Source organism: Brachybacterium sp. NPDC056505, from assembly GCF_042794925.1.
Classification (GTDB): domain Bacteria; phylum Actinomycetota; class Actinomycetes; order Actinomycetales; family Dermabacteraceae; genus Brachybacterium; species Brachybacterium kimchii.
In genome coordinates this window covers 1-17,201 of the sequence record NZ_JBHTSV010000055.1, presented here as the reverse complement: position 1 = coordinate 17,201, position 17,201 = coordinate 1, and the positions used below count along the sequence as shown (strand labels likewise).

The 17,201-nt window shown below is 72.6% G+C and carries 17 protein-coding genes; 2 read left to right on the top strand and 15 right to left on the bottom strand.

Going from position 1 to position 17,201, the window contains the following annotated elements; all coding sequences use genetic code 11:
- Window positions 1-76: 76 nt before the first annotated feature.
- The 12 genes from recA to ACFQ53_RS16950 form a co-directional block, all read right to left on the bottom strand.
- On the bottom strand, window positions 77-1,198 hold the full coding sequence (recA, locus tag ACFQ53_RS17005; protein ID WP_377861930.1) for a recombinase RecA: 1,122 nt from the start codon (window positions 1,196-1,198) through the stop codon (window positions 77-79).
- Between the two features lie 284 nt (window positions 1,199-1,482).
- On the bottom strand, window positions 1,483-1,707 hold the full coding sequence (locus ACFQ53_RS17000; RefSeq protein WP_249480708.1) for a DUF3046 domain-containing protein: 225 nt from the start codon (window positions 1,705-1,707) through the stop codon (window positions 1,483-1,485).
- Between the two features lies 1 nt (window position 1,708).
- Window positions 1,709-2,014: a helix-turn-helix domain-containing protein gene (locus tag ACFQ53_RS16995; RefSeq protein WP_152353562.1), complete on the bottom strand. Its 306-nt coding sequence runs from the start codon at window positions 2,012-2,014 to the stop codon at window positions 1,709-1,711.
- A gap of 339 nt (window positions 2,015-2,353) precedes the next feature.
- The gene (locus ACFQ53_RS16990) at window positions 2,354-2,884 is read right to left on the bottom strand and encodes a CinA family protein (protein WP_377861926.1); all 531 of its coding nucleotides are present in this window, start codon (window positions 2,882-2,884) and stop codon (window positions 2,354-2,356) included.
- Entirely contained in the window at window positions 2,881-3,489 is a 609-nt protein-coding gene (gene pgsA / locus ACFQ53_RS16985; RefSeq protein WP_377861923.1) for a CDP-diacylglycerol--glycerol-3-phosphate 3-phosphatidyltransferase, read from the bottom strand. The genes ACFQ53_RS16990 and pgsA overlap by 4 nt, the downstream gene beginning before the upstream one ends.
- A gap of 71 nt (window positions 3,490-3,560) precedes the next feature.
- The gene (locus ACFQ53_RS16980) at window positions 3,561-6,668 is read right to left on the bottom strand and encodes a DNA translocase FtsK 4TM domain-containing protein (protein WP_377861920.1); all 3,108 of its coding nucleotides are present in this window, start codon (window positions 6,666-6,668) and stop codon (window positions 3,561-3,563) included.
- Window positions 6,669-6,785: 117 nt separating this feature from the next.
- Complete coding sequence (locus ACFQ53_RS16975; protein ID WP_377861917.1) at window positions 6,786-8,486, bottom strand: ribonuclease J; 1,701 nt, start codon at window positions 8,484-8,486, stop codon at window positions 6,786-6,788.
- Between the two features lie 15 nt (window positions 8,487-8,501).
- Window positions 8,502-9,422 (bottom strand): 4-hydroxy-tetrahydrodipicolinate synthase, encoded by a 921-nt coding sequence (dapA, locus tag ACFQ53_RS16970; RefSeq protein WP_377861914.1) that lies wholly within the window; start codon window positions 9,420-9,422, stop codon window positions 8,502-8,504.
- Window positions 9,423-9,475: 53 nt separating this feature from the next.
- Window positions 9,476-10,207 (bottom strand): FAD-dependent thymidylate synthase, encoded by a 732-nt coding sequence (gene thyX / locus ACFQ53_RS16965; RefSeq protein ID WP_200503564.1) that lies wholly within the window; start codon window positions 10,205-10,207, stop codon window positions 9,476-9,478.
- Window positions 10,208-10,236: 29 nt separating this feature from the next.
- On the bottom strand, window positions 10,237-10,983 hold the full coding sequence (locus ACFQ53_RS16960) for a type 1 glutamine amidotransferase (RefSeq protein ID WP_377861933.1): 747 nt from the start codon (window positions 10,981-10,983) through the stop codon (window positions 10,237-10,239).
- Window positions 10,984-11,093: 110 nt separating this feature from the next.
- Window positions 11,094-12,431, bottom strand: a complete 1,338-nt coding sequence (locus tag ACFQ53_RS16955) for a MurT ligase domain-containing protein (protein ID WP_377861911.1) — start codon at window positions 12,429-12,431, stop codon at window positions 11,094-11,096.
- A 29-nt stretch (window positions 12,432-12,460) separates the two neighbouring features.
- Window positions 12,461-13,198: an HAD-IA family hydrolase gene (locus tag ACFQ53_RS16950; protein WP_377861908.1), complete on the bottom strand. Its 738-nt coding sequence runs from the start codon at window positions 13,196-13,198 to the stop codon at window positions 12,461-12,463.
- A gap of 69 nt (window positions 13,199-13,267) precedes the next feature.
- Here ACFQ53_RS16950 and ACFQ53_RS16945 point away from each other — a divergent pair, with 69 nt between their 5' ends.
- Both ACFQ53_RS16945 and ACFQ53_RS16940 read left to right on the top strand, forming a co-directional pair.
- On the top strand, window positions 13,268-14,107 hold the full coding sequence (locus tag ACFQ53_RS16945) for an AzlC family ABC transporter permease (protein WP_377861905.1): 840 nt from the start codon (window positions 13,268-13,270) through the stop codon (window positions 14,105-14,107).
- The gene (locus ACFQ53_RS16940; protein WP_377861902.1) at window positions 14,104-14,418 is read left to right on the top strand and encodes an AzlD domain-containing protein; all 315 of its coding nucleotides are present in this window, start codon (window positions 14,104-14,106) and stop codon (window positions 14,416-14,418) included. Before ACFQ53_RS16945 ends, ACFQ53_RS16940 begins: the two co-directional genes overlap by 4 nt.
- On the opposite strand, the gene ACFQ53_RS16935 is transcribed toward ACFQ53_RS16940, so the two are convergent.
- The 3 genes from ACFQ53_RS16935 to ACFQ53_RS16925 are packed head-to-tail and all read right to left on the bottom strand — an operon-like array spanning window position 14,419 to window position 17,126.
- Window positions 14,419-14,961 (bottom strand): hypothetical protein, encoded by a 543-nt coding sequence (locus tag ACFQ53_RS16935; protein ID WP_377861899.1) that lies wholly within the window; start codon window positions 14,959-14,961, stop codon window positions 14,419-14,421.
- A 2-nt stretch (window positions 14,962-14,963) separates the two neighbouring features.
- On the bottom strand, window positions 14,964-15,719 hold the full coding sequence (gene dapB, locus ACFQ53_RS16930) for a 4-hydroxy-tetrahydrodipicolinate reductase (protein WP_377861896.1): 756 nt from the start codon (window positions 15,717-15,719) through the stop codon (window positions 14,964-14,966).
- 57 nt (window positions 15,720-15,776) lie between these two features.
- Complete coding sequence (locus ACFQ53_RS16925; protein ID WP_377861893.1) at window positions 15,777-17,126, bottom strand: M16 family metallopeptidase; 1,350 nt, start codon at window positions 17,124-17,126, stop codon at window positions 15,777-15,779.
- Window positions 17,127-17,201 lie beyond the last annotated feature (75 nt).

Genomic DNA, 17,201 nt, shown 5'->3' with positions numbered 1-17,201 from the left:
GCGGCATGGGGTGCATGCCGCCGCGCGCTGGGTCGGATTCCGTTCCGATCATGAGCGACCGATCCGGAGGACCGGATCAGATGGTCGCCGGGACGTCCTCGTCGAGGAACTCGCCGGCGTCGAAGGACTCGCTCGCGGCCTCGGCCGGAGCCTCCTCCTTCACGGCGTACTCGCCCACACCGAGGGTCTGCAGGATCTTCTGCTCGATCTCGGCGGCGAGGTCCGGGTTGTCCTTGAGGAACTGCCGGGCGTTCTCCTTGCCCTGGCCCAGCTGGTCGCCCTCGTAGGTGAACCAGGCACCGGACTTGCGCACGATGCCGTTCTCCACGCCCATGTCGATGAGACCGCCCTCGCGGGAGATGCCCTCGCCGTAGAGGATGTCGAACTCGGCCTGCTTGAAGGGCGGGGCCATCTTGTTCTTCACGACCTTGACGCGGGTGCGGTTGCCCACGGAGTCCTGACCGGTCTTGAGGGTCTCGATGCGGCGGATGTCCATGCGCACGGAGGCGTAGAACTTCAGGGCCTTGCCGCCCGTGGTGGTCTCCGGGCTGCCGAAGAACACGCCGATCTTCTCGCGCAGCTGGTTGATGAAGATCGCGGTGGTGCCCGAGGAGGACAGCGCACCGGTGAGCTTGCGCAGCGCCTGGGACATGAGGCGCGCCTGCAGGCCGACGTGGGAGTCGCCCATCTCGCCCTCGATCTCCGCCTTGGGCACGAGCGCGGCGACGGAGTCGACGACCACCACGTCCAGGGCGCCGGAGCGGATCAGCATGTCGGCGATCTCGAGGGCCTGCTCGCCGGTGTCCGGCTGGGAGACCAGCAGGGCGTCGGTGTCCACGCCGAGCTTCTTCGCGTACTCGGGATCCAGGGCGTGCTCTGCGTCGATGAAGGCGGCGATGCCACCGTTGCGCTGGGCGTTGGCGACCGCGTGCAGCGCGACCGTGGTCTTGCCCGAGGACTCCGGGCCGTAGATCTCCACGATGCGCCCGCGGGGCAGGCCGCCGATGCCGAGCGCGGCGTCGAGGGCGACCGAGCCGGTGGGGATGACCTCGACCGGAGGGCGGGTGTCATCGCCCAGCCGCATGATCGACCCCTTGCCGAACTGGCGGTCGATCTGGGCGAGGGCGTTGTCGAGGGAGGACGCTCGGTCCTTGGACGCGCGGTCCTTGGGTGTGGAGCTGGACTTCGCTGCGGGCATGTTCTGTTCCTTCCGGGGAGCCGGTGCGACCGGCGGATGCGTGCCGTGCGGCCACACTAGGTCGACGGTCGGACATCCGGGAGGATCCCGCCCCGCCTGTGGATGGAGGGCCCCTGGGGAGGACCCGTGAGGGAGGGCGGATCGGTCCTGTGCGGAACCGGTCGTCGGGCGCCACGATACCCGAACAGATGTTCGAACGCACGCATGCGACACGCGGCGCGCCGGTGATCCGGCGCGCCGCGTGGGAGTGGTGCTCGCATGCTGCTCAGGTGCCGCCCGGCCCCTCAGCGATGCCGCAGCTCGGGAGGGATCTCCCAGCGCCGCGACTCCGGGACGTCCATCTCGTCGCACAGGGCGGTCCAGACCGCGCGCACGTCCTCGCCCTGGGCGATCGCCTGGGCGGGGGTGCGGTGACCGAGCCGCGCGAGGGCGATCTCCTGCGTGTACGTCGTCGCGAGAGTGCGGCCGAAGACGTGGTCCGCCAGCTGCGTGTACTCGCTGCGGCGCACGTCAGGCGGCGCCGACGAGGCTCTCGGTGCCGTCGGCCAGACCCTCGGGGATGGTGTCGGGGATGCTCATGCCCTCGGCCACTGCGATGCGGTCGGAGACCTCGCGCAGGACGAAGGAGAGGGGCATTCCGAGCGCCTCGGTGACCGAGGAGAGCAGCTCGCTCGAGGCCTCCTTCTGGCCGCGCTCGATCTCGCTGAGGTAGCCCAGCGAGACGCGGGCGTCCGAGGAGACCTGCCGGAGGGTTCGACCCTGGGAGCGCCGGGTCTCGCGCAGGACGTCGCCGAGCTCCTGGCGGAAGAGGATCACGGGTCGGCCTCCCTTCGTGTGCGCGGGAGCGGCGGTGGCCGCCTCCGCGTGTGCGTGCGTGTCCCCACGGGGGGTGCGGAGCGCCCCGGCGGGGAGCTGCGCTCCCGCGCGCAGGGTCCCGGGACGGGTGGTCGCGCGAGCGGGCGCCGGGTGTCCGGGGCGCCGTGCGCGGGTGGGATTCATCGTGCTCATCACAGTGAGTGCAACGTCCCGACCGCTCCGGGTGTTCCCGATCCTACGGTCGGCTCCCTCGGAGAACCCAGTGCGTTGCCCCTCATGACGCTGTGCGGACGGGCCGACGACTGCGGTCCGGGCGTACCGGCGGCGCATCGCCGGAGGTCAGAAGGGGGCCTGCGCCATCCGCTCGAGTTCGGTGCGCAGCAGGTCGAGCGCGACGGCGACGCTCTCCTCGCGGATCCCGGCGCGGGATCCGGCGAGATGCAGCTCACGCTCGAGGGCGATCCGGGGCTCCCGGGCGCCGCGCTCCGCGCCGTGGCGGACCGCGACGGCGAGGTGGACGGTCCCCGCGGGGACGCCGCGGTCGTCGGCCCCCGGACCGGCGACCCCTGTGGTCGACACGGCGAGATCGGCGTCGTAGAGGGAGAGCGCGCCGCGCGCCATGGCCCGGGCGACCTCCGCCGTGACGGCACCCGTGCGCTCGAGCTCGGCGTCGTCGACGCCCAGCACGCGGTGCTTGGCCCCATAGCTGTAGCAGGCCGCTCCCCCGGCGACGCACGAGCTCGCGCCGGGCACGTCCACGAGGCGCGCGACGACCGCCCCGGCGGTGAGCGACTCCGCGGTCGCGAGCTGCAGCCCGGCCTCGGTCGCGAGAGCGATCACGGCCCGGGCGGTGTCCGGGGATCCGCTCATCGGCGGGAGGTCGAAGAGAGGGCCTCGCGGCGCAGCCGCAGGCCGTCCTTGAGGTTCACCAGGCCCGAGTAGACGGTGAGCACGAGCGCGATGACCACGAGGACGAGGCCGATCCAGCGAGCCGGCCCCCACCAGAGCTCGAAGGGCAGCAGGCAGAAGGTGATCGCGATCGTCTGCATCATCGTCTTGGTCTTGCCCGCGAGGTTCGCCGGCAGCGCCCCGTACTTCAGGATCGTGAAGCGCATGATCGTGATGCCGAACTCGCGCAGCAGGATCAGGATCGTCATCCACCAGGGGATGTACTCCCAGACCGAGAGCATGACGAACGCGGCGCCGGTCATGGCCTTGTCCGCGATCGGGTCGACGATCTTCCCGAAGTCGGTGATGAGGTTCCGGCTGCGGGCGAGGTGCCCGTCGAGGAAGTCCGTGATCATCGCGACCACGAAGATCGCCGTGATCACGAGGCGTCCGGAGATGACGTCCGGGTAGAAGGCGGCGACGACGATGAACACCGGCACCATCACGCAGCGGATCATCGTGAGGATGTTCGCGATGTTCCACAGCGGGACGGGCGGGGCGTCCGGGTGGGTCTGCGGGGCGTTCATGCCTGCTCCTCGGTCGGCGTCGGTGACGCCCGGTCGGGACTCGCGGTGTCGATCGCTCGGGCGCCGACGGCTCACCTGCCGGTGAGCTGCCAGGCGTCCTCGCTCTCTCCCTCCGCGGAGTCGTAGTCGTCGTAGTAGTCGGTCGCGACGTCGCCCGCGTCGTGGGCGAGCGGGTCCTGGCCGTAGCGGTCAGGGGCGCCGCCCTGCGCCGAGCCGGCGGGGGCGGGCCCGCCGGGGCCCGCGGGAGCGTCCCCGAAGCCGTCGTCACCCTCGTCGGCCCCGCCGTAGCCGGCGCCGTCGTACTCATCGCCGGAGTACCCGGCCTCGTCGCCCACGTCGGTGCTGGAGTCGAAGGGGGCGTCGGAGTCCGAGGGGGCGCGGCCCGCGGACCCGGTGTCGTCCTCGCCCTTGATGCGCGCGATCGCGCCGGCGAGGTCGTCGGGGCCGACGAGCACATCGCGGGACTTCGAGCCGATCGACGGGCCGACGATCTCGCGGGACTCGAGCAGGTCCATGAGGCGGCCGGCCTTGGCGAAGCCGACGCGCAGCTTGCGCTGCAGCATCGAGGTCGAGCCGAACTGCGTGGTCACCACGAGCTCGGCGGCCTGCAGCAGCACCTCGAGATCGTCGCCGATGTCGTCGTCGATCTGCTTCTTGGCCGCGGCGACGGTGACGTCCTCGCGGTAGTGGGGCTTCATCTGCTTCTTGACGTGGTCGACGACCTTGTGGATCTCCGACTCGTTGACCCAGGCGACCTGGGCGCGCATGGCCTTGGCCTTGCCCATCGGGTGGAACAGGGCGTCGCCCTGGCCGATGAGCTTCTCGGCCCCGGGCGAATCCAGGATCACGCGGGAGTCCTGCAGGGAGGACGTGGAGAAGGCCAGGCGGCTGGGCACGTTCGCCTTGATGATGCCGGTGACCACGTCGACGCTCGGGCGCTGGGTCGCGAGCACCAGGTGGATGCCGGCGGCGCGCGCGAGCTGGGTGATGCGCTGGATCGACGCCTCGACGTCGCGCGGGGCGACCATCATCAGGTCCGCGAGCTCGTCGACGACGACCAGCAGGTACGGGTACGGGGCGAGGCGTCGCTCGCTGCCCGCGGGCACCTCGACCTCCCCGGCGCGCACGGCCTTGTTGAAGTCGTCGATGTGCTTGAAGCCGAAGGTCGCGAGGTCGTCGTAGCGGGCGTCCATCTCCTTGACGACCCACTCGAGGGCCTCGGCGGCCTTCTTCGGGTTGGTGATGATCGGCGTGATGAGGTGCGGGATGCCCTCGTAGATCGTGAGCTCCACGCGCTTGGGGTCCACGAGCACCATGCGCACCTCCTCCGGGGTGGCGCGCATGAGGATCGAGGTGATCATCGCGTTGACGAGGCTCGACTTGCCGGAGCCGGTCGCGCCCGCGACCAGCATGTGCGGCATCTTCGCGAGGTTCGCGACGACGTAGCCGCCCTCGACGTCCTTGCCCACGCCCATCACCATCGGGTGCTCGTTGCGCGTCGCGACGGGGCTGCGCAGCACGTCGCCGAGGGCGACGGTCTCGCGGTCGGTGTTCGGGATCTCGATGCCGATGGCCTTCTTGCCCGGGATGGGCGAGAGGATCCGCACGTCCGAGCTCGCGACCGCATAGGAGATGTTCTTGTCGAGAGCGGTGACCTTCTCGACCTTCGTGCCGGGCGCGAGCTCGACCTCGTAGCGGGTGACCGTCGGGCCGCGGGAGAAGCCGACGACCTCCGCGTTGACGTTGAACTGGGCGAAGACCTCGCCGAGGGCCTCGACCACGCGGTCGTTGGCCTCGGAGCGGGACTTCGCGGGCGGGCCCTCGAGCAGGAAGGACGAGTCCGGGAGGGTGTAGACGACGTCGCCCGCGAGCTCGAGCTGCTCCCCTGCGCGCGGAAGGTCGCCGCTCGGCGGGAGGATGATCTCGGGACGCTCCTCCTGCGCCTCCTTCGAGGCTGCGGACGCCGCGGGGGCCGGACGGCTCTGCGGGACCTGGGCGTCCTGCGCGACCTGGGCGTTCTGGCCGCGTGCGCCCTTCTGGCCGCGCGCCCCGGAGGCCGGCATCGGCGCGGTGCGCCCGTCGGCCCCGGCGCCGCCGGCCGGGAGGGCCGCGGTCCTCCCGGGGAACCCCTTGGCGCGGGCGTTCTCGTCGGCGACGACGTCGAAGACCTCGGTGCTGTCGGTGCTCTCGGCGCCGCCCGCGGCGCGGGAGCCCTTGCGGGTGCGGGCACCGCGGGAGCGTCGGCCGCCGGCGGCGTCCTCGTCTCCCTGCACGGCGCCGGAGAAGGCTTCGTCGCCCGCGTAGCCGAACTCGTCGTGGTCGCGCTCGGCGTCCTCGGCGATCTCCTTCTTGGTGCGGCGTCGACGGGGCTTGGGCGCGGCCTCCGCCTGCTCCTCGGTCGCCGCGGGCGCCGCGGCGGAGCGGCGGGGGCGCAGTCCGAAGCTCTCGCGCTCAGCGTCCTCCTCCTCGCTGTGGCCGACGAGGGTCGCGTAGACGCCGCGCACCCGCGAGGGCAGCGCCTCGAGGGGCGTGGCCGTGAGCACGAGCACCGCGAACAGTGCCACGAGGACGTAGACGACGATCACCACGGGGGCCGGCACGAGCGCCTCGAGGGGCGCGGCGCCCAGGTAGCCGAGGACTCCGCCGCCGGAGGCCAGCGCGTCGATCCCGTCGGACGGGGCGGGCATGCGCGCGTGGATCGAGGCGATCGCGGAGAATGAGACCATCAGCAGGGCGACGCCCAGGGCGATGCGCGTGTTCGCGCGCACGAAGTCGGGGCGCCGGAACATGCGCAGCGCCCAGCCGATCGCGAGCAGCGGGACCGCGACGGAGGCGATGCCGAAGGTCCCGCCGACCACCGCGTGCACGCCGTCGAACAGCGCGCCGGGCGCGCGGAACCACTCGCGGGTCGCCACGAGGGCCGCGATGAGCAGGAGGAACAGGGCATAGCCGTCACGGCGCTGGTCGAAGGGGACCTCCCAGCGGGCCACGCCGATCGCGCGGATGAATCCGCCGATCGCACGGGCGATGCCGAGATACCCGGCGCGGACTGCGCGCACCGGGAGCGGGAGCGTCGACGGATCGTGGGCGGCCGCGCCGGCTCCTTGCGAGGAGCGGGAGGACGAGGTCCGGGACGAGCCCTTCGACGCACGTGCGGGGGAAGACGTACGTGTCGCCATGGGGCCAATCTACCCTCTCACCCCCGTCGGACCCGGGTGCGGCGACACGGAGACGTCCCGGATCCCGCTCAGGGCGAGCGGGATCCGGGACGTCGTGCACGGAGTGCGCCGGCCTGATCAGGCCTCGACGACCACCGGGATGATCATCGGGCGGCGGCGCAGGCGCTGGCCCACGTAACGGCCCACGACGCGCCGCATGACCTGCTGCAGCTGGTGCGTGTCGCGCTTCCCGGGCTGCTCGGCGAGGGCCTTCTCGAGGGCCTTGATGATGTCGGGCCGGATCTTCTCGAAGACGGCCGTGTCCTCCGCGACGCCGCGGGCGTGGATCTCCGGGCCCGCGAGGATCTCGCCGGTCTCGGAGCTGACCACGGTGAACAGGGAGATGAAGCCCTCATCGGCGAGGATGCGGCGATCCTTGAGGTCCGCCTCGGAGATCTCGCCGATGCTGGATCCGTCCACGTACACGTAGCCGTTGGGGATCTCACCCACGACCTTCGCGTGCCCGTCCTTGAGGTCGACCACGGAGCCGTCGTGCGCGAGGACCACGTGGTCGGCGGGCACGCCCGAGGACTCGGCGATGCGACCGTTGGCGATGAGGTGGCGGACCTCGCCGTGCACGGGCATCACGTTCTTCGGACGCACGATGTTGTAGCAGTACAGGAGCTCGCCGGAGCTCGCGTGCCCGGAGACGTGCACGCGGGCGCTGCCCTGGTGGACCACCTCGGCGCCGAGGGCCATCAGGCCGTTGACGATCCGGAAGACGGCGTTCTCGTTGCCGGGGATCAGCGAGCTCGCGAGGATCACGACGTCCCCGGGGCCCACCGAGACGCGGTGGTCGCTGTTCGCGATCCGGCCCAGCGCCGCCATCGGCTCGCCCTGGCTGCCGGTGCACATGAGCACGACCTTCTCGTCGGGCAGGGAGTCGATCTTCTTGACGTCCACGAGGGTGCTCGGCGGCACGTCGAGGTAGCCCATGTCCGAGGCGATGCCCATGTTGCGCACCATCGAGCGGCCGACGAAGGCGACCTTGCGGCCATGCTTCGCGGCGGCGTCGAGGACCTGCTGGACGCGGTGGACGTGGCTCGAGAACGAGGCCACGACGATCTTCTGGCGCGAACGCGCGAAGATCGAGTCGATGACCGGGCCGATCTCCCGCTCGGCGGTCGTGAAGCCCGGGACCTCGGCGTTCGTGGAGTCGACCATGAACAGGTCGACGCCCTTCTCGCCCAGGCGCGCGAAGGCGCGCAGGTCGGTGATGCGGCCGTCGAGCGGCAGCTGGTCCATCTTGAAGTCGCCGGTGTGCAGGACGGTCCCGGCGGGCGTCTGGATGTACACGGCGAGCGCGTCGGGGATCGAGTGGTTGACGGCGACGAACTCGCAGTCGAAGGGGCCGAAGCTCTCGCTGTCCCCCTCCTTGACGGCGAGGGTGTACGGCTTGATGCGGTGCTCGCGCAGCTTGGCCTCGATGAACGCGAGGGTGAGCTGGCTGCCGACGACCGGGATGTCGGGCTTCAGGCGCAGCAGGTAGGGGACGGCGCCGATGTGGTCCTCGTGGCCGTGGGTGAGGACGATCGCCGCGATGTCGTCGAGGCGGTCCTCGAGGTACTGGAAGTCCGGCAGGATCAGGTCCACGCCGGGCTGGGACTCCTCGGGGAACAGCACGCCGCAGTCGACGACGAGCAGACGCCCGTTGTAGTCGAAGACGGTCATGTTGCGGCCCACGTCGCCGAGGCCGCCCAGCGGGATGATCCGCAGGGTGTCCTTGGAGGGCTTGCGGGGCTGCTGGAGCCGCTCGCTGAAGGGAGTGGTGAGTGTCATGGGTCCTTCCGGTGTTCAGACGAGCGGCGGGATTCCCTCGACGGCGGCGAGCGATTCTCTGAGCTCGGCCATCTGGGGTGCGCTCGCAGGGGCGAGGGGGCCGCGGACGGTCGCGTGCGGGAGGACGCCCTGGAGCACCAGGGCCGTCTTCGCGGCGACCGCGCCGGGCATGCGGGTCATGACCGCCTCGACCACGGGGGCCAGGCGGCGGTTGAGCTGCTGGGCAGCGGGGAGGTCGCCGGCCTGGACGGCGGCGACCATCTGCGCCTCGAGATCACCGGCGACGTGGCCGACGACCGAGACGATGCCGGCCGCTCCGACGGCGAGCCAGGCGAGGTTCAGGGCGTCCTCCCCCGAGTAGTACACGAGGTCGGACTGGGCGGTGATCAGAGCGGCCTGCTGGAGGTCGCCCTTGGCGTCCTTGACCGCGAGGATCCGCTCGTGCTGGGCGAGGCGCAGGAGCGTCTCGTGCGCGAGCGGGACGCCGCTGCGGCCGGGGATGTCGTAGAGCAGCACCGGCAGCTCGGTCGCGTCGGCGACCTGCTCGGTGTGCGCGATGATCCCGTCCTGGGAGGGCTTGGAGTAGTAGGGCGTGACGACGAGCAGCCCCTGCAGGTCGAGGTCCGCGTGGGCGCGGGCGAGCTCGATGCTGTGGCGGGTGTCGTTGCTGCCGACGCCCGCGAGCAGCGTGATCCCGGGGCCGACGGCCTCGCGCACGGCCTTCACCAGGGCGACCTTCTCGGCGTCGCTCGTGGTGGGCGATTCGCCCGTCGTCCCGTTGAGCACGAGGCAGTCGTTGCCGTGCGCGACGAGGTGCGCGGCGACGGCCTGCGCCGCCTCCAGGTCGAGCTTCTCACCGTCCTCGCTGAAGGGGGTGACCATCGCGGTGCCGACGGTGCCGAAGGGCCGTGCTGCCGGTGCGGGCTGGACGGTCATCTGTCCTCCTGGTGGGACTGCCTGATGGGGATGCGGGTCGTCGGGCGGGCGCGTCAGGGGGCGACGCGGCCGCCCGCCTCGAAGGCGGCGTGGGTGAGCGGCATCTTCTCGGCGAAGTGCTGCTCCATGAGCTCGGCGACCATCTCGATCTCGCGCTGCGGGAAGGAGGGGAACGCCGAATCGGGGCGCTGGGTGCGCAGGCTCAGGAAGTTCATCATGCTGCGCGCGTTCACGGTGACGTACATCGAGGAGTACAGGTTCAGCGGGAGCACGGTGCGGGCGACCTCGCGGGCCACGCCCGCCTCGAGCATCCTGCGGTAGCCCTCGTAGGCGGAGGTCGACTGCGCGCGCACGGTCTCGGTGACGAGCGCGTGCTGCTCGGGGGTGCCGGGCTCGAAGGTGTAGGCGCCGGGCTTGCCGACCTGCTGGAGGTTGCGCTCGGGGCCGGGCACGTAGAACACCGGTCGCATCTTCCGGTAGCGACCGGACTCCTCGTTGTAGGAGGCCATGCGGTGGCGCATGAACTCGCGGAAGACGAAGATCGGCGCCTCGACGTAGAAGGTGAAGCTGTTGTGCTCGAAGGGGCTGCCGTGGCGGTCGCGCATGAGGAACCGGATCAGGCCCTTGTCGCGCTCGCTCGCGTCCTCGCCCGCGGTGGCCAGGGTCTTCTCCCCCTGGGTCGAGACGCGGGCCGCGAAGACGACGTCGCCGTCCTGCGCCGCCGACCGCACCAGCTGGACGGTCATGTCGGACCGGAAGACGATGTCGCTCTCGCTGTCGCTCATGGTTCCCCAGGGTAGTCGAGCCGGAGGCCTCAGCGAGGCCGGGACATGGCGATGTCGCGGGCGCGCTGGGTGACGATCCCCTCCAGGTCGGGCGCGGTGTACGCGTCCTCCCCCACCCGGTGGCGCAGGGCCGCGGCGAGCAGGTGGTCGGCGAGCGCCGGGTTCTTGGGGAGCACGGAGCCGTGCAGGTAGGTGCCGACGACCTCGCGGTGCACGGCGCCCTCGGTGCCGTCGGCCCCGTTGTTCCCGCCGGCGCGCGAGCCCTCCTGGCCGAAGGCGCGCACGGAGCCCAGCGCCGTGCAGTCCGCCCCGAGAGTGGTCAGCCCGGAGTGGTTCTCGTAGCCGACCACGGGTCCGAAGCGCTCGGTCTCGATGGTGAGGTTGCCGATCAGGCGGGTGCTGCTGCCGCGGGTCTCGACGTCCAGCAGGGAGATGCCGGTCAGCGGCTCGTCGGCAGTGTCCCCGGTCGCGGGCACGAACACGTGCCCGAACAGCTGGTAGGAGCCGCAGACGGCGAGCATGGGGACGTCCTGCTCGGCCCACTCGCGGATCGCGGGGCCGTGGGAGAGGAGGTCGGCGGCGATGCGCACCTGGCCGGAGTCCTGGCCGCCGCCCGCGACCACGAGGTCCACGTCCGCGGGGAGCCGATCGCCGACCTCGTGGGCCAGCAGCTCGACCTCGAAGCCGCTCCACTGGGCCCGCCGGATCAGCGTGAGCGTGTTCCCCCAGTCGCCGTAGATGTTCATCTCGGAGGGGTAGAGCTGCAGGATCCGCAGCGCCGGGGCGTCCTCGCGCGCGGCCTGCCGGCGCGGCGTCGGGACGGGGGTGAGGTCCGCGCCGGTCCCCGCGCTGCGCGGGGCCGACGGGGCGGGGTGCTCGTTCGTGCTCACAGGACCGTCTCCACGTGGGTGATCCGCGAGAGCTGCGCGCGCACGGCGAGCATCGCGGTGTAGGTGCAGAAGATGCGCATCGGCCGGCCGCTCGCGCGGGCGGCGTCGATCAGCGACCGCAGGGCCGGGCCGAGGTCAGTCTCGACGCCGTCCACGAGCACCTCGTCGTAGCGCAGGCGCAGGGCCATGTCGTAGGCGCGCACGCCGCTGACCACGTGCACGCCGCTCGCGCGCAGGGCGCTGAAGTCGACGTCCCAGAGCCAGGACATGTCGCGGCCGTCGGCGTACTCGTCGTTGATCGCGATCATGGTCTCCGCCGGGTCCGTGCCGGCGCTGAGCAGGCTCATCCGGAAGCCGGCGGGGTTCTTCACGAGGGCCAGCTCGAGGGGGACGCCGTCGACCTCGAGCATCTCGCCGCGACCGAAGGCGGCGCGAACGTGCGCGAGGGCCCGCAGCAGGGCCGGGAGGTCCGCGTCGGCCCCGAGCAGGGAGGAGGCGAGCGCCAGGGCGCCGGTGGCGTTGAGCATGTTGTGCACGCCGGGCAGCACGAACTCGACCTCGTGCTCCTCGCCGTCGACGAGGATGCGGGCGCGGCGCCCGTCGATGGCCTCGAGCCGCGTGGCGGGTGTCCGCGCGCCGTCGGCGGGGCCGGCGCCGAGGCCCGCGTCCTCGAGCATCGCGCCGCCGGCGTCCTCGCGGCGCAGGTCGTCGTCGGAGAGGAAGACGCGGCGCAGCCCCTCCCCGATGCCGAAGCGCTCGACGCGAGCGCCGAGGTCGTCGGTGAAGCGCGGCGCGGACAGGCGCGGGTCGTCGCCGTTGAGGACGACGAGCTCCGTGCTGGCCTTCGCGACGGTGTGCAGGAGGTCGGCGGTGTGGTCGATCTCCCCGAAGCGGTCGAGCTGGTCGCGCATGACGTTCAGCAGCAGGCTCGCGCGCGGACGCACCTGGCGCACGAAGTGCACGGCGTGGGCCTCGTCGAGCTCGAGCACGGCGATGTCGGCGGCGAGGCGGCCGCGGGCGTCGACCTCGGTGAGCAGGGCCGCCGCCACGCCGCGGACGAAGTTCGAGCCGGTGGGGTTGGTGAACACCCGCAGGCCCTGGGAGCGCAGCAGCTCCACGAGGATCTTCGTGGTGGTCGTCTTCCCATTGGTGCCCGAGACGACGACCACGCCGAGCGGCAGCCCCTCGAGGGTGCGCGCGAGGAAGCCGGGGTCGATCCTCTCGACCACGAGACCGGGGAAGGCACTGCCGCCGCGGCCCCCGCCGCGGAGTCTGGCCAGGCGGCGCGCGGCACGGCCGGCGGCCACGGTGAGAGCGGAACGCATGCTCGGCATCGTACTGGAGCCGGCAGGCGGGGACGCCCTCAGCGGCGGACGACGCGCAGGTGCCCCTCGTGCACCTCGACGGCGACGTCGTCCAGGGAGGTCAGCAGCGCCTGGGCATGGGGCGCGAGCTCGTGCGCGAGGGTGGTCGTGGTCACCGCGATCGCCGGGCTCCCCGCGGCGCGGGCGGAGGCGAGGCCTCCCAGGGAGTCCTCGATCACGAGCGCCCGGGAGGGATCCACGCCCAGGCGCTCGGCGCCGAGGACATAGGGCTCCGGGTCCGGCTTGCCGCGGCTCACCTGGTCGGCGGTGACGAGGGTCTCCTCTGGGTAGGGCAGGTCGGTGATCGCCCAGCGGGCCTCGAACAGCCGCCGCGTGCAGGAGGTCACGATCGTCCAGGTGGGCCGGCCGAGCTGCTCGGCGGCGGACTGCAGCTCGCCGATCAGCCGGGCCGTGCCAGGGAGGATCGAGATCCGCTTGGCGTCCTCGACCTCCAGGTCCTCGACGCGCGCATGGGCCGCCTCGATCTCGTCGGCCGGCATGTCGGGGAAGACGTCGGCGAGCACCCCGCGGGCGGGCATGCCGTGGAGGGTGTGGTCGAAGGTCCGGTTCGAGCCGTGCTCCTCGAACAGCTTCGTCCACGCGCGCTCCACCGAGGGGCCCGAATCGACGAGGGTCCCGTCCATGTCGAGCAGGAGGGCGTCGACATCCAGGGGGAAGGGGTCCTGAGGGGCCTGAGCGCCCTTCCCGGGGGCGCCCGCGGCGGAGGCTTCGTTCATGCCTCCCACGGTCTCATACCCCGCGCGACCTGCGCATGCGGGAAACTCCCCGGTTACTGTGGACGGGTCATGAGCATGCACGATCCGAGCGACCGCTCCCCCGCCGCGCAGAGCGCCGGCCACGCTCCGTCACCGGATGCCGCGTCGGTGTCCCTCGCCGTCTCGGCCGCCCGTCGCAAGGGCCTGTCGGCGGGGGTCGCGACCGGCCTGTACGGGATCTCCTTCGGGGCGCTCGCGACCGCCTCGGGACTCGACGTGTGGCAGGCGATGGTGCTCTCGGCGATCATGTTCACCGGCGGCAGCCAGTTCGCCTTCGTGGGCGTGATCGGAGGGGGCGGGAGCGCCCTGGGCGCGGCGCTGGCCGCCGTGCTGCTGGGCATCCGCAACACCCTCTACGGCCTCGTGCTCGCGCCGACGCTGCCGCGCGGCGGGGCGAAGGGTGCCGCGCGCTCCCTGCTCACGATCGACGAGTCCGCAGCCGTGGCCGCGACCGCCGGCCCCCCGGCCGCCAAGCGCGCCGGGTTCTGGGCGACAGGGATCGCGGTCTACGTGTTCTGGAACCTGTTCTCCCTGGTGGGGGCCTTGATCGGGCAGAGCGTGGGCGATCCGGGCGCGTGGGGCCTGGATGCCGCGGCCGCCGCGGCGTTCCTGGGGCTGCTGTGGCCGCGCCTGGTCTCGAAGGACGTGGTGGCCGTCGCAGTCGCCGCGGCCTTCATCGCGCTGATCGCGACGCCCGTCCTGCCCGCCGGCCTGCCGGTGCTCGCCGCGGCGCTGGTCGCCGTGGTCGCCGGGCTGCTGCCGCGCCGCTCGGGGGACGGCGGGGATCGGGCCGACGGCGACCGGAGCGCCGGAAGCACGGCCGAGAACTCTCCGGCCGACGCATCGGACGAGGACGGTGAGCGCGCATGAGCTGGCTGTGGGCGGGCGTGATCGCGGCGGCGGTGCTGTCGTTCGCGCAGAAGTGGATCGGCTACCAGGTGCCGCCGGGGGTCCTCGAGGAGCCGCGCATCGCGCGGGTCACCTCCCTGCTGCCCGTCGCGCTGCTCGGCGCGCTGGTCGCGACCCAGGCGGCGGCCGACGGCCAGCAGCTGATGGCCGACGCCCGACTGTCCGCGCTCGCGGTCGCCGCGCTGCTGCTCGCCCTGCGCGCGCCCTTCCTGGTGGTCGTGATCGCGGCCGCCGTGGTCGCGGCGCTCTGCCGGGCGCTCGGCTGGGGCTGATCAGACCCCGCGCCCGGCCTCCACGGCGATCGCCCGACGCACGGCGGCGCGGGCGTCCCGGGTGTCCCGGTTCGCGGAGTAGGCCAGGCCCAGGCGGTACCAGGCCCGCCAGTCGTCCTCGCCACCGGCCTGGACGGCGTCGCGCGCCGCCTCGAACTCGGCACGGGCCGCGGCCCTGCGCGCATCGCGCTGGGCGACGGGGTCCTGCTCGGCGCGGGCCTGGGCGCCGTCGGCCCCGACGACGTCTGTCCCGGCGCTGTCGGCCCCGAAGCCGTCTGCCCCGGCGCCGTCTGTCCCGGCGCCGATCTGGGTCTCGAAGCGCGCCGCGCCGTAGAGACGGGCGAGCCGTCCCGCGCGCAGGCCGAACAGGACCTCGCGCCAGGTCACCCACACGGTGAGCACGAGCAGCACCACGAGGCCCGCCGCCAGCCCCCAGCCGATCACGCCGCCTGCGCGCGCGAAGCCGGTCGCGATCCAGAGCAGGCCCCAGCAGTATGCCGCCGTGACCAGCAGCAGCAGAGCGACACCGATCTTCGCGCGCATGCTCAGCCGAGGTCCATGTAGCCGTCGAGGCCCACGGTGAGCCCGGGGCGGGAGCCGATCTCGCGCACGCCCAGCAGCACGCCGGGCATGAAGGACACGCGGTCGAAGGAGTCGTGGCGCAGCTCGAGCTGCTCGCCGACGCCGCCGAACTGGACGACCTCGTGGGCGACGAGGCCGCGCTGGCGGACGGCGTGCACGTGGATGCCGTCGACGACGGCGCCCCGCGCACCGAGCTCGTCCTTCTGCGTCGCATCGGGCACGTCCCCCAGTCCTCCGGCCTCGCGGCCGCGGGCGATCGCGGCGGCGGTGTGGCGGGCGGTGCCCGAGGGGGCGTCGAGCTTCTCGGGGTGATGCATCTCGATGACCTCGGCGCTCTCGTAGTAGCGGGCCGCGGCCTCGGCGAAGCGCATCACCAGGACGGCGCCGATCGCGAAGTTCGGGGCGATGAGCACGCCGGTGCTCGGCTGCTCGCCGAGCGCGGCGCGGACCTCGGCGAGGGACCCCTCGTCCCAGCCGGTCGCGCCCACCACGGCGTGGATCCCGTGCTCGATCGCCCAGAGCACGTTGCGCTTGGTGACGGCGGGGACGGTGAGGTCGACGACGACCTGCGCGCCGGCATCGGCCGCGGCGTCGAGCGGGTCGGAGCTGCCGATGCGGGCGACGAGCTCGAGGCCGTCGGCCTCCTCGATCGCCGTGCAGGCGGCGCTGCCCATGCGACCCTGGGCGCCGAGGACGGCGACGCGGATGCTCTGCGACATGGTGGGTTCCTTCCGGGAGGGCGGTGGGGATGCGGTGTGCGGGGCCGAGCCGGCGGCTCAGCCGGCCTCGGGGCCGACGTCGACGCGGGTGGTGAAGGACCCGGCGAGGCGTGCGGCGAGGTCCCGCACGTCCTGGGCGGTCACGCCGGCCATCTTCTCGAGGGCCTGGTCGACGGTCGAGTAGCGGCCCTGGACGAGCTCGAGGCTGCCCAGGCGCCCCATCCGCGACGCGGTGTCCTCGAGACCGAGGGCGAGAGCGCCCGTGATCTGTCCGAGCGCGCGGCGCATCTCCTCGTCGGTGACGCCGTGGTCGCGCATCTGCTCGATCTCGGCCCCCATCAGCTCGACGACCTGCTCGGCGCGCGCAGGCCGGCAGGCGGCGTACATGCCGAACAGGCCCGCGTCGCGGTAGGCGGCGCTGAAGGAGTAGACGGTGTAGACCAGGCCGCGCTCCTCGCGGATGTGCTGGAACAGCCGCGAGGACATGCCGCCGCCGAGGATCGCCATCAGGACGTTCATCGTGTGGCGGTCCTCGCTGCTCGCGCAGATCGACGGCCCGCCCAGGTAGATGTGGGTCTGCTCGAGGGGCCGGACGATGCGGTGCGGGACCACGGCCGACGCCGGGCCGGGCACCGCGCCGTCGGCGGGCAGCGAGCGCTCGAGGGCGGGTCGGCGCTCCGACGGCGCGGCGCCCTCCTGGAGGCCCCAGCCGCCCGCGGACAGGCTGGCGGTGAGGCGCTCCGCGAGCTCGTCGTGGTCGAGGTCGCCGACGGCGGTGACCACGAGGTTCTGAGGCCTGTAATGGGCGGCGAAGTGCGCGCGCACGTCGGCGTCGGTGAGGGCGCTGACGGTCTCGAGGGTGCCCCCGACGGGGCGTCCCATCGGGGTGTCGGGCCCGAGCACCTGGGCGAGGAACTCCTCGTACCCGGAGTCGGTGGGGTCGTCCTGCGCCATCGCGAGCTCCTCGAGGATCACCTCGCGCTCGGTCTCGAGGGCCTCGGGCGCGAGCTGCGAGGAGGTGACCATGTCGGTGAGGACGTCCAGGGCGAGCGGCAGGTCCGCGCTGCGCACGCGCCCGTGGTACACGGTGTGCTCCTTCGCGGTGACCGCGTTGGACTCGCCGCCGACCTCGTCGAAGGCCGTCGCGATGTCCAGGGCGCTGCGCCTGGCGGTGCCCTTGAACAGGAGGTGCTCGAGGGCGTGGGTGGAGCCGGCGTGGGCGGGGGTCTCGTCGCGCGAGCCCACGGGCAGCCAGAGTCCGAGCGTCGCGCTGCGCACCGAGCGGTCGGTCTCCGTGAGCAGGCGGACGCCGCCGGGGAGGATCGTGCGCCGCACGAGCGGACCGTCTCCCCCGGGTTCGAGGAGCTGGTCGCGCACGGCGGCGTCAGTGGTCAGGTCGATCGGCACCGGAGGGTCCTCCCAGGGTCGGGTGCGAGGGGATGGAGAGCGAGCGCGGGCGGCACCCCGTCGAGGGGTGCCGCC

Bases quoted from the DNA above. Each gene is read 5' to 3' on its own strand.
- recA (WP_377861930.1), bottom strand. From the start codon at position 1,198: ATGCCCGCAGCGAAGTCCAGCTCCACACCCAAGGACCGCGCGTCCAAG.
- ACFQ53_RS16990 (WP_377861926.1), bottom strand. From the start codon at position 2,884: ATGAGCGGATCCCCGGACACCGCCCGGGCCGTGATCGCTCTCGCGACC.
- pgsA (WP_377861923.1), bottom strand. From the start codon at position 3,489: ATGAACGCCCCGCAGACCCACCCGGACGCCCCGCCCGTCCCGCTGTGG.
- ACFQ53_RS16980 (WP_377861920.1), bottom strand. From the start codon at position 6,668: ATGGCGACACGTACGTCTTCCCCCGCACGTGCGTCGAAGGGCTCGTCC.
- ACFQ53_RS16975 (WP_377861917.1), bottom strand. From the start codon at position 8,486: ATGACACTCACCACTCCCTTCAGCGAGCGGCTCCAGCAGCCCCGCAAG.
- dapA (WP_377861914.1), bottom strand. From the start codon at position 9,422: ATGACCGTCCAGCCCGCACCGGCAGCACGGCCCTTCGGCACCGTCGGC.
- thyX (WP_200503564.1), bottom strand. From the start codon at position 10,207: ATGAGCGACAGCGAGAGCGACATCGTCTTCCGGTCCGACATGACCGTC.
- ACFQ53_RS16955 (WP_377861911.1), bottom strand. From the start codon at position 12,431: ATGCCGAGCATGCGTTCCGCTCTCACCGTGGCCGCCGGCCGTGCCGCG.
- ACFQ53_RS16950 (WP_377861908.1), bottom strand. From the start codon at position 13,198: ATGAACGAAGCCTCCGCCGCGGGCGCCCCCGGGAAGGGCGCTCAGGCC.
- ACFQ53_RS16945 (WP_377861905.1), top strand. From the start codon at position 13,268: ATGAGCATGCACGATCCGAGCGACCGCTCCCCCGCCGCGCAGAGCGCC.
- ACFQ53_RS16940 (WP_377861902.1), top strand. From the start codon at position 14,104: ATGAGCTGGCTGTGGGCGGGCGTGATCGCGGCGGCGGTGCTGTCGTTC.
- ACFQ53_RS16935 (WP_377861899.1), bottom strand. From the start codon at position 14,961: ATGCGCGCGAAGATCGGTGTCGCTCTGCTGCTGCTGGTCACGGCGGCA.
- dapB (WP_377861896.1), bottom strand. From the start codon at position 15,719: ATGTCGCAGAGCATCCGCGTCGCCGTCCTCGGCGCCCAGGGTCGCATG.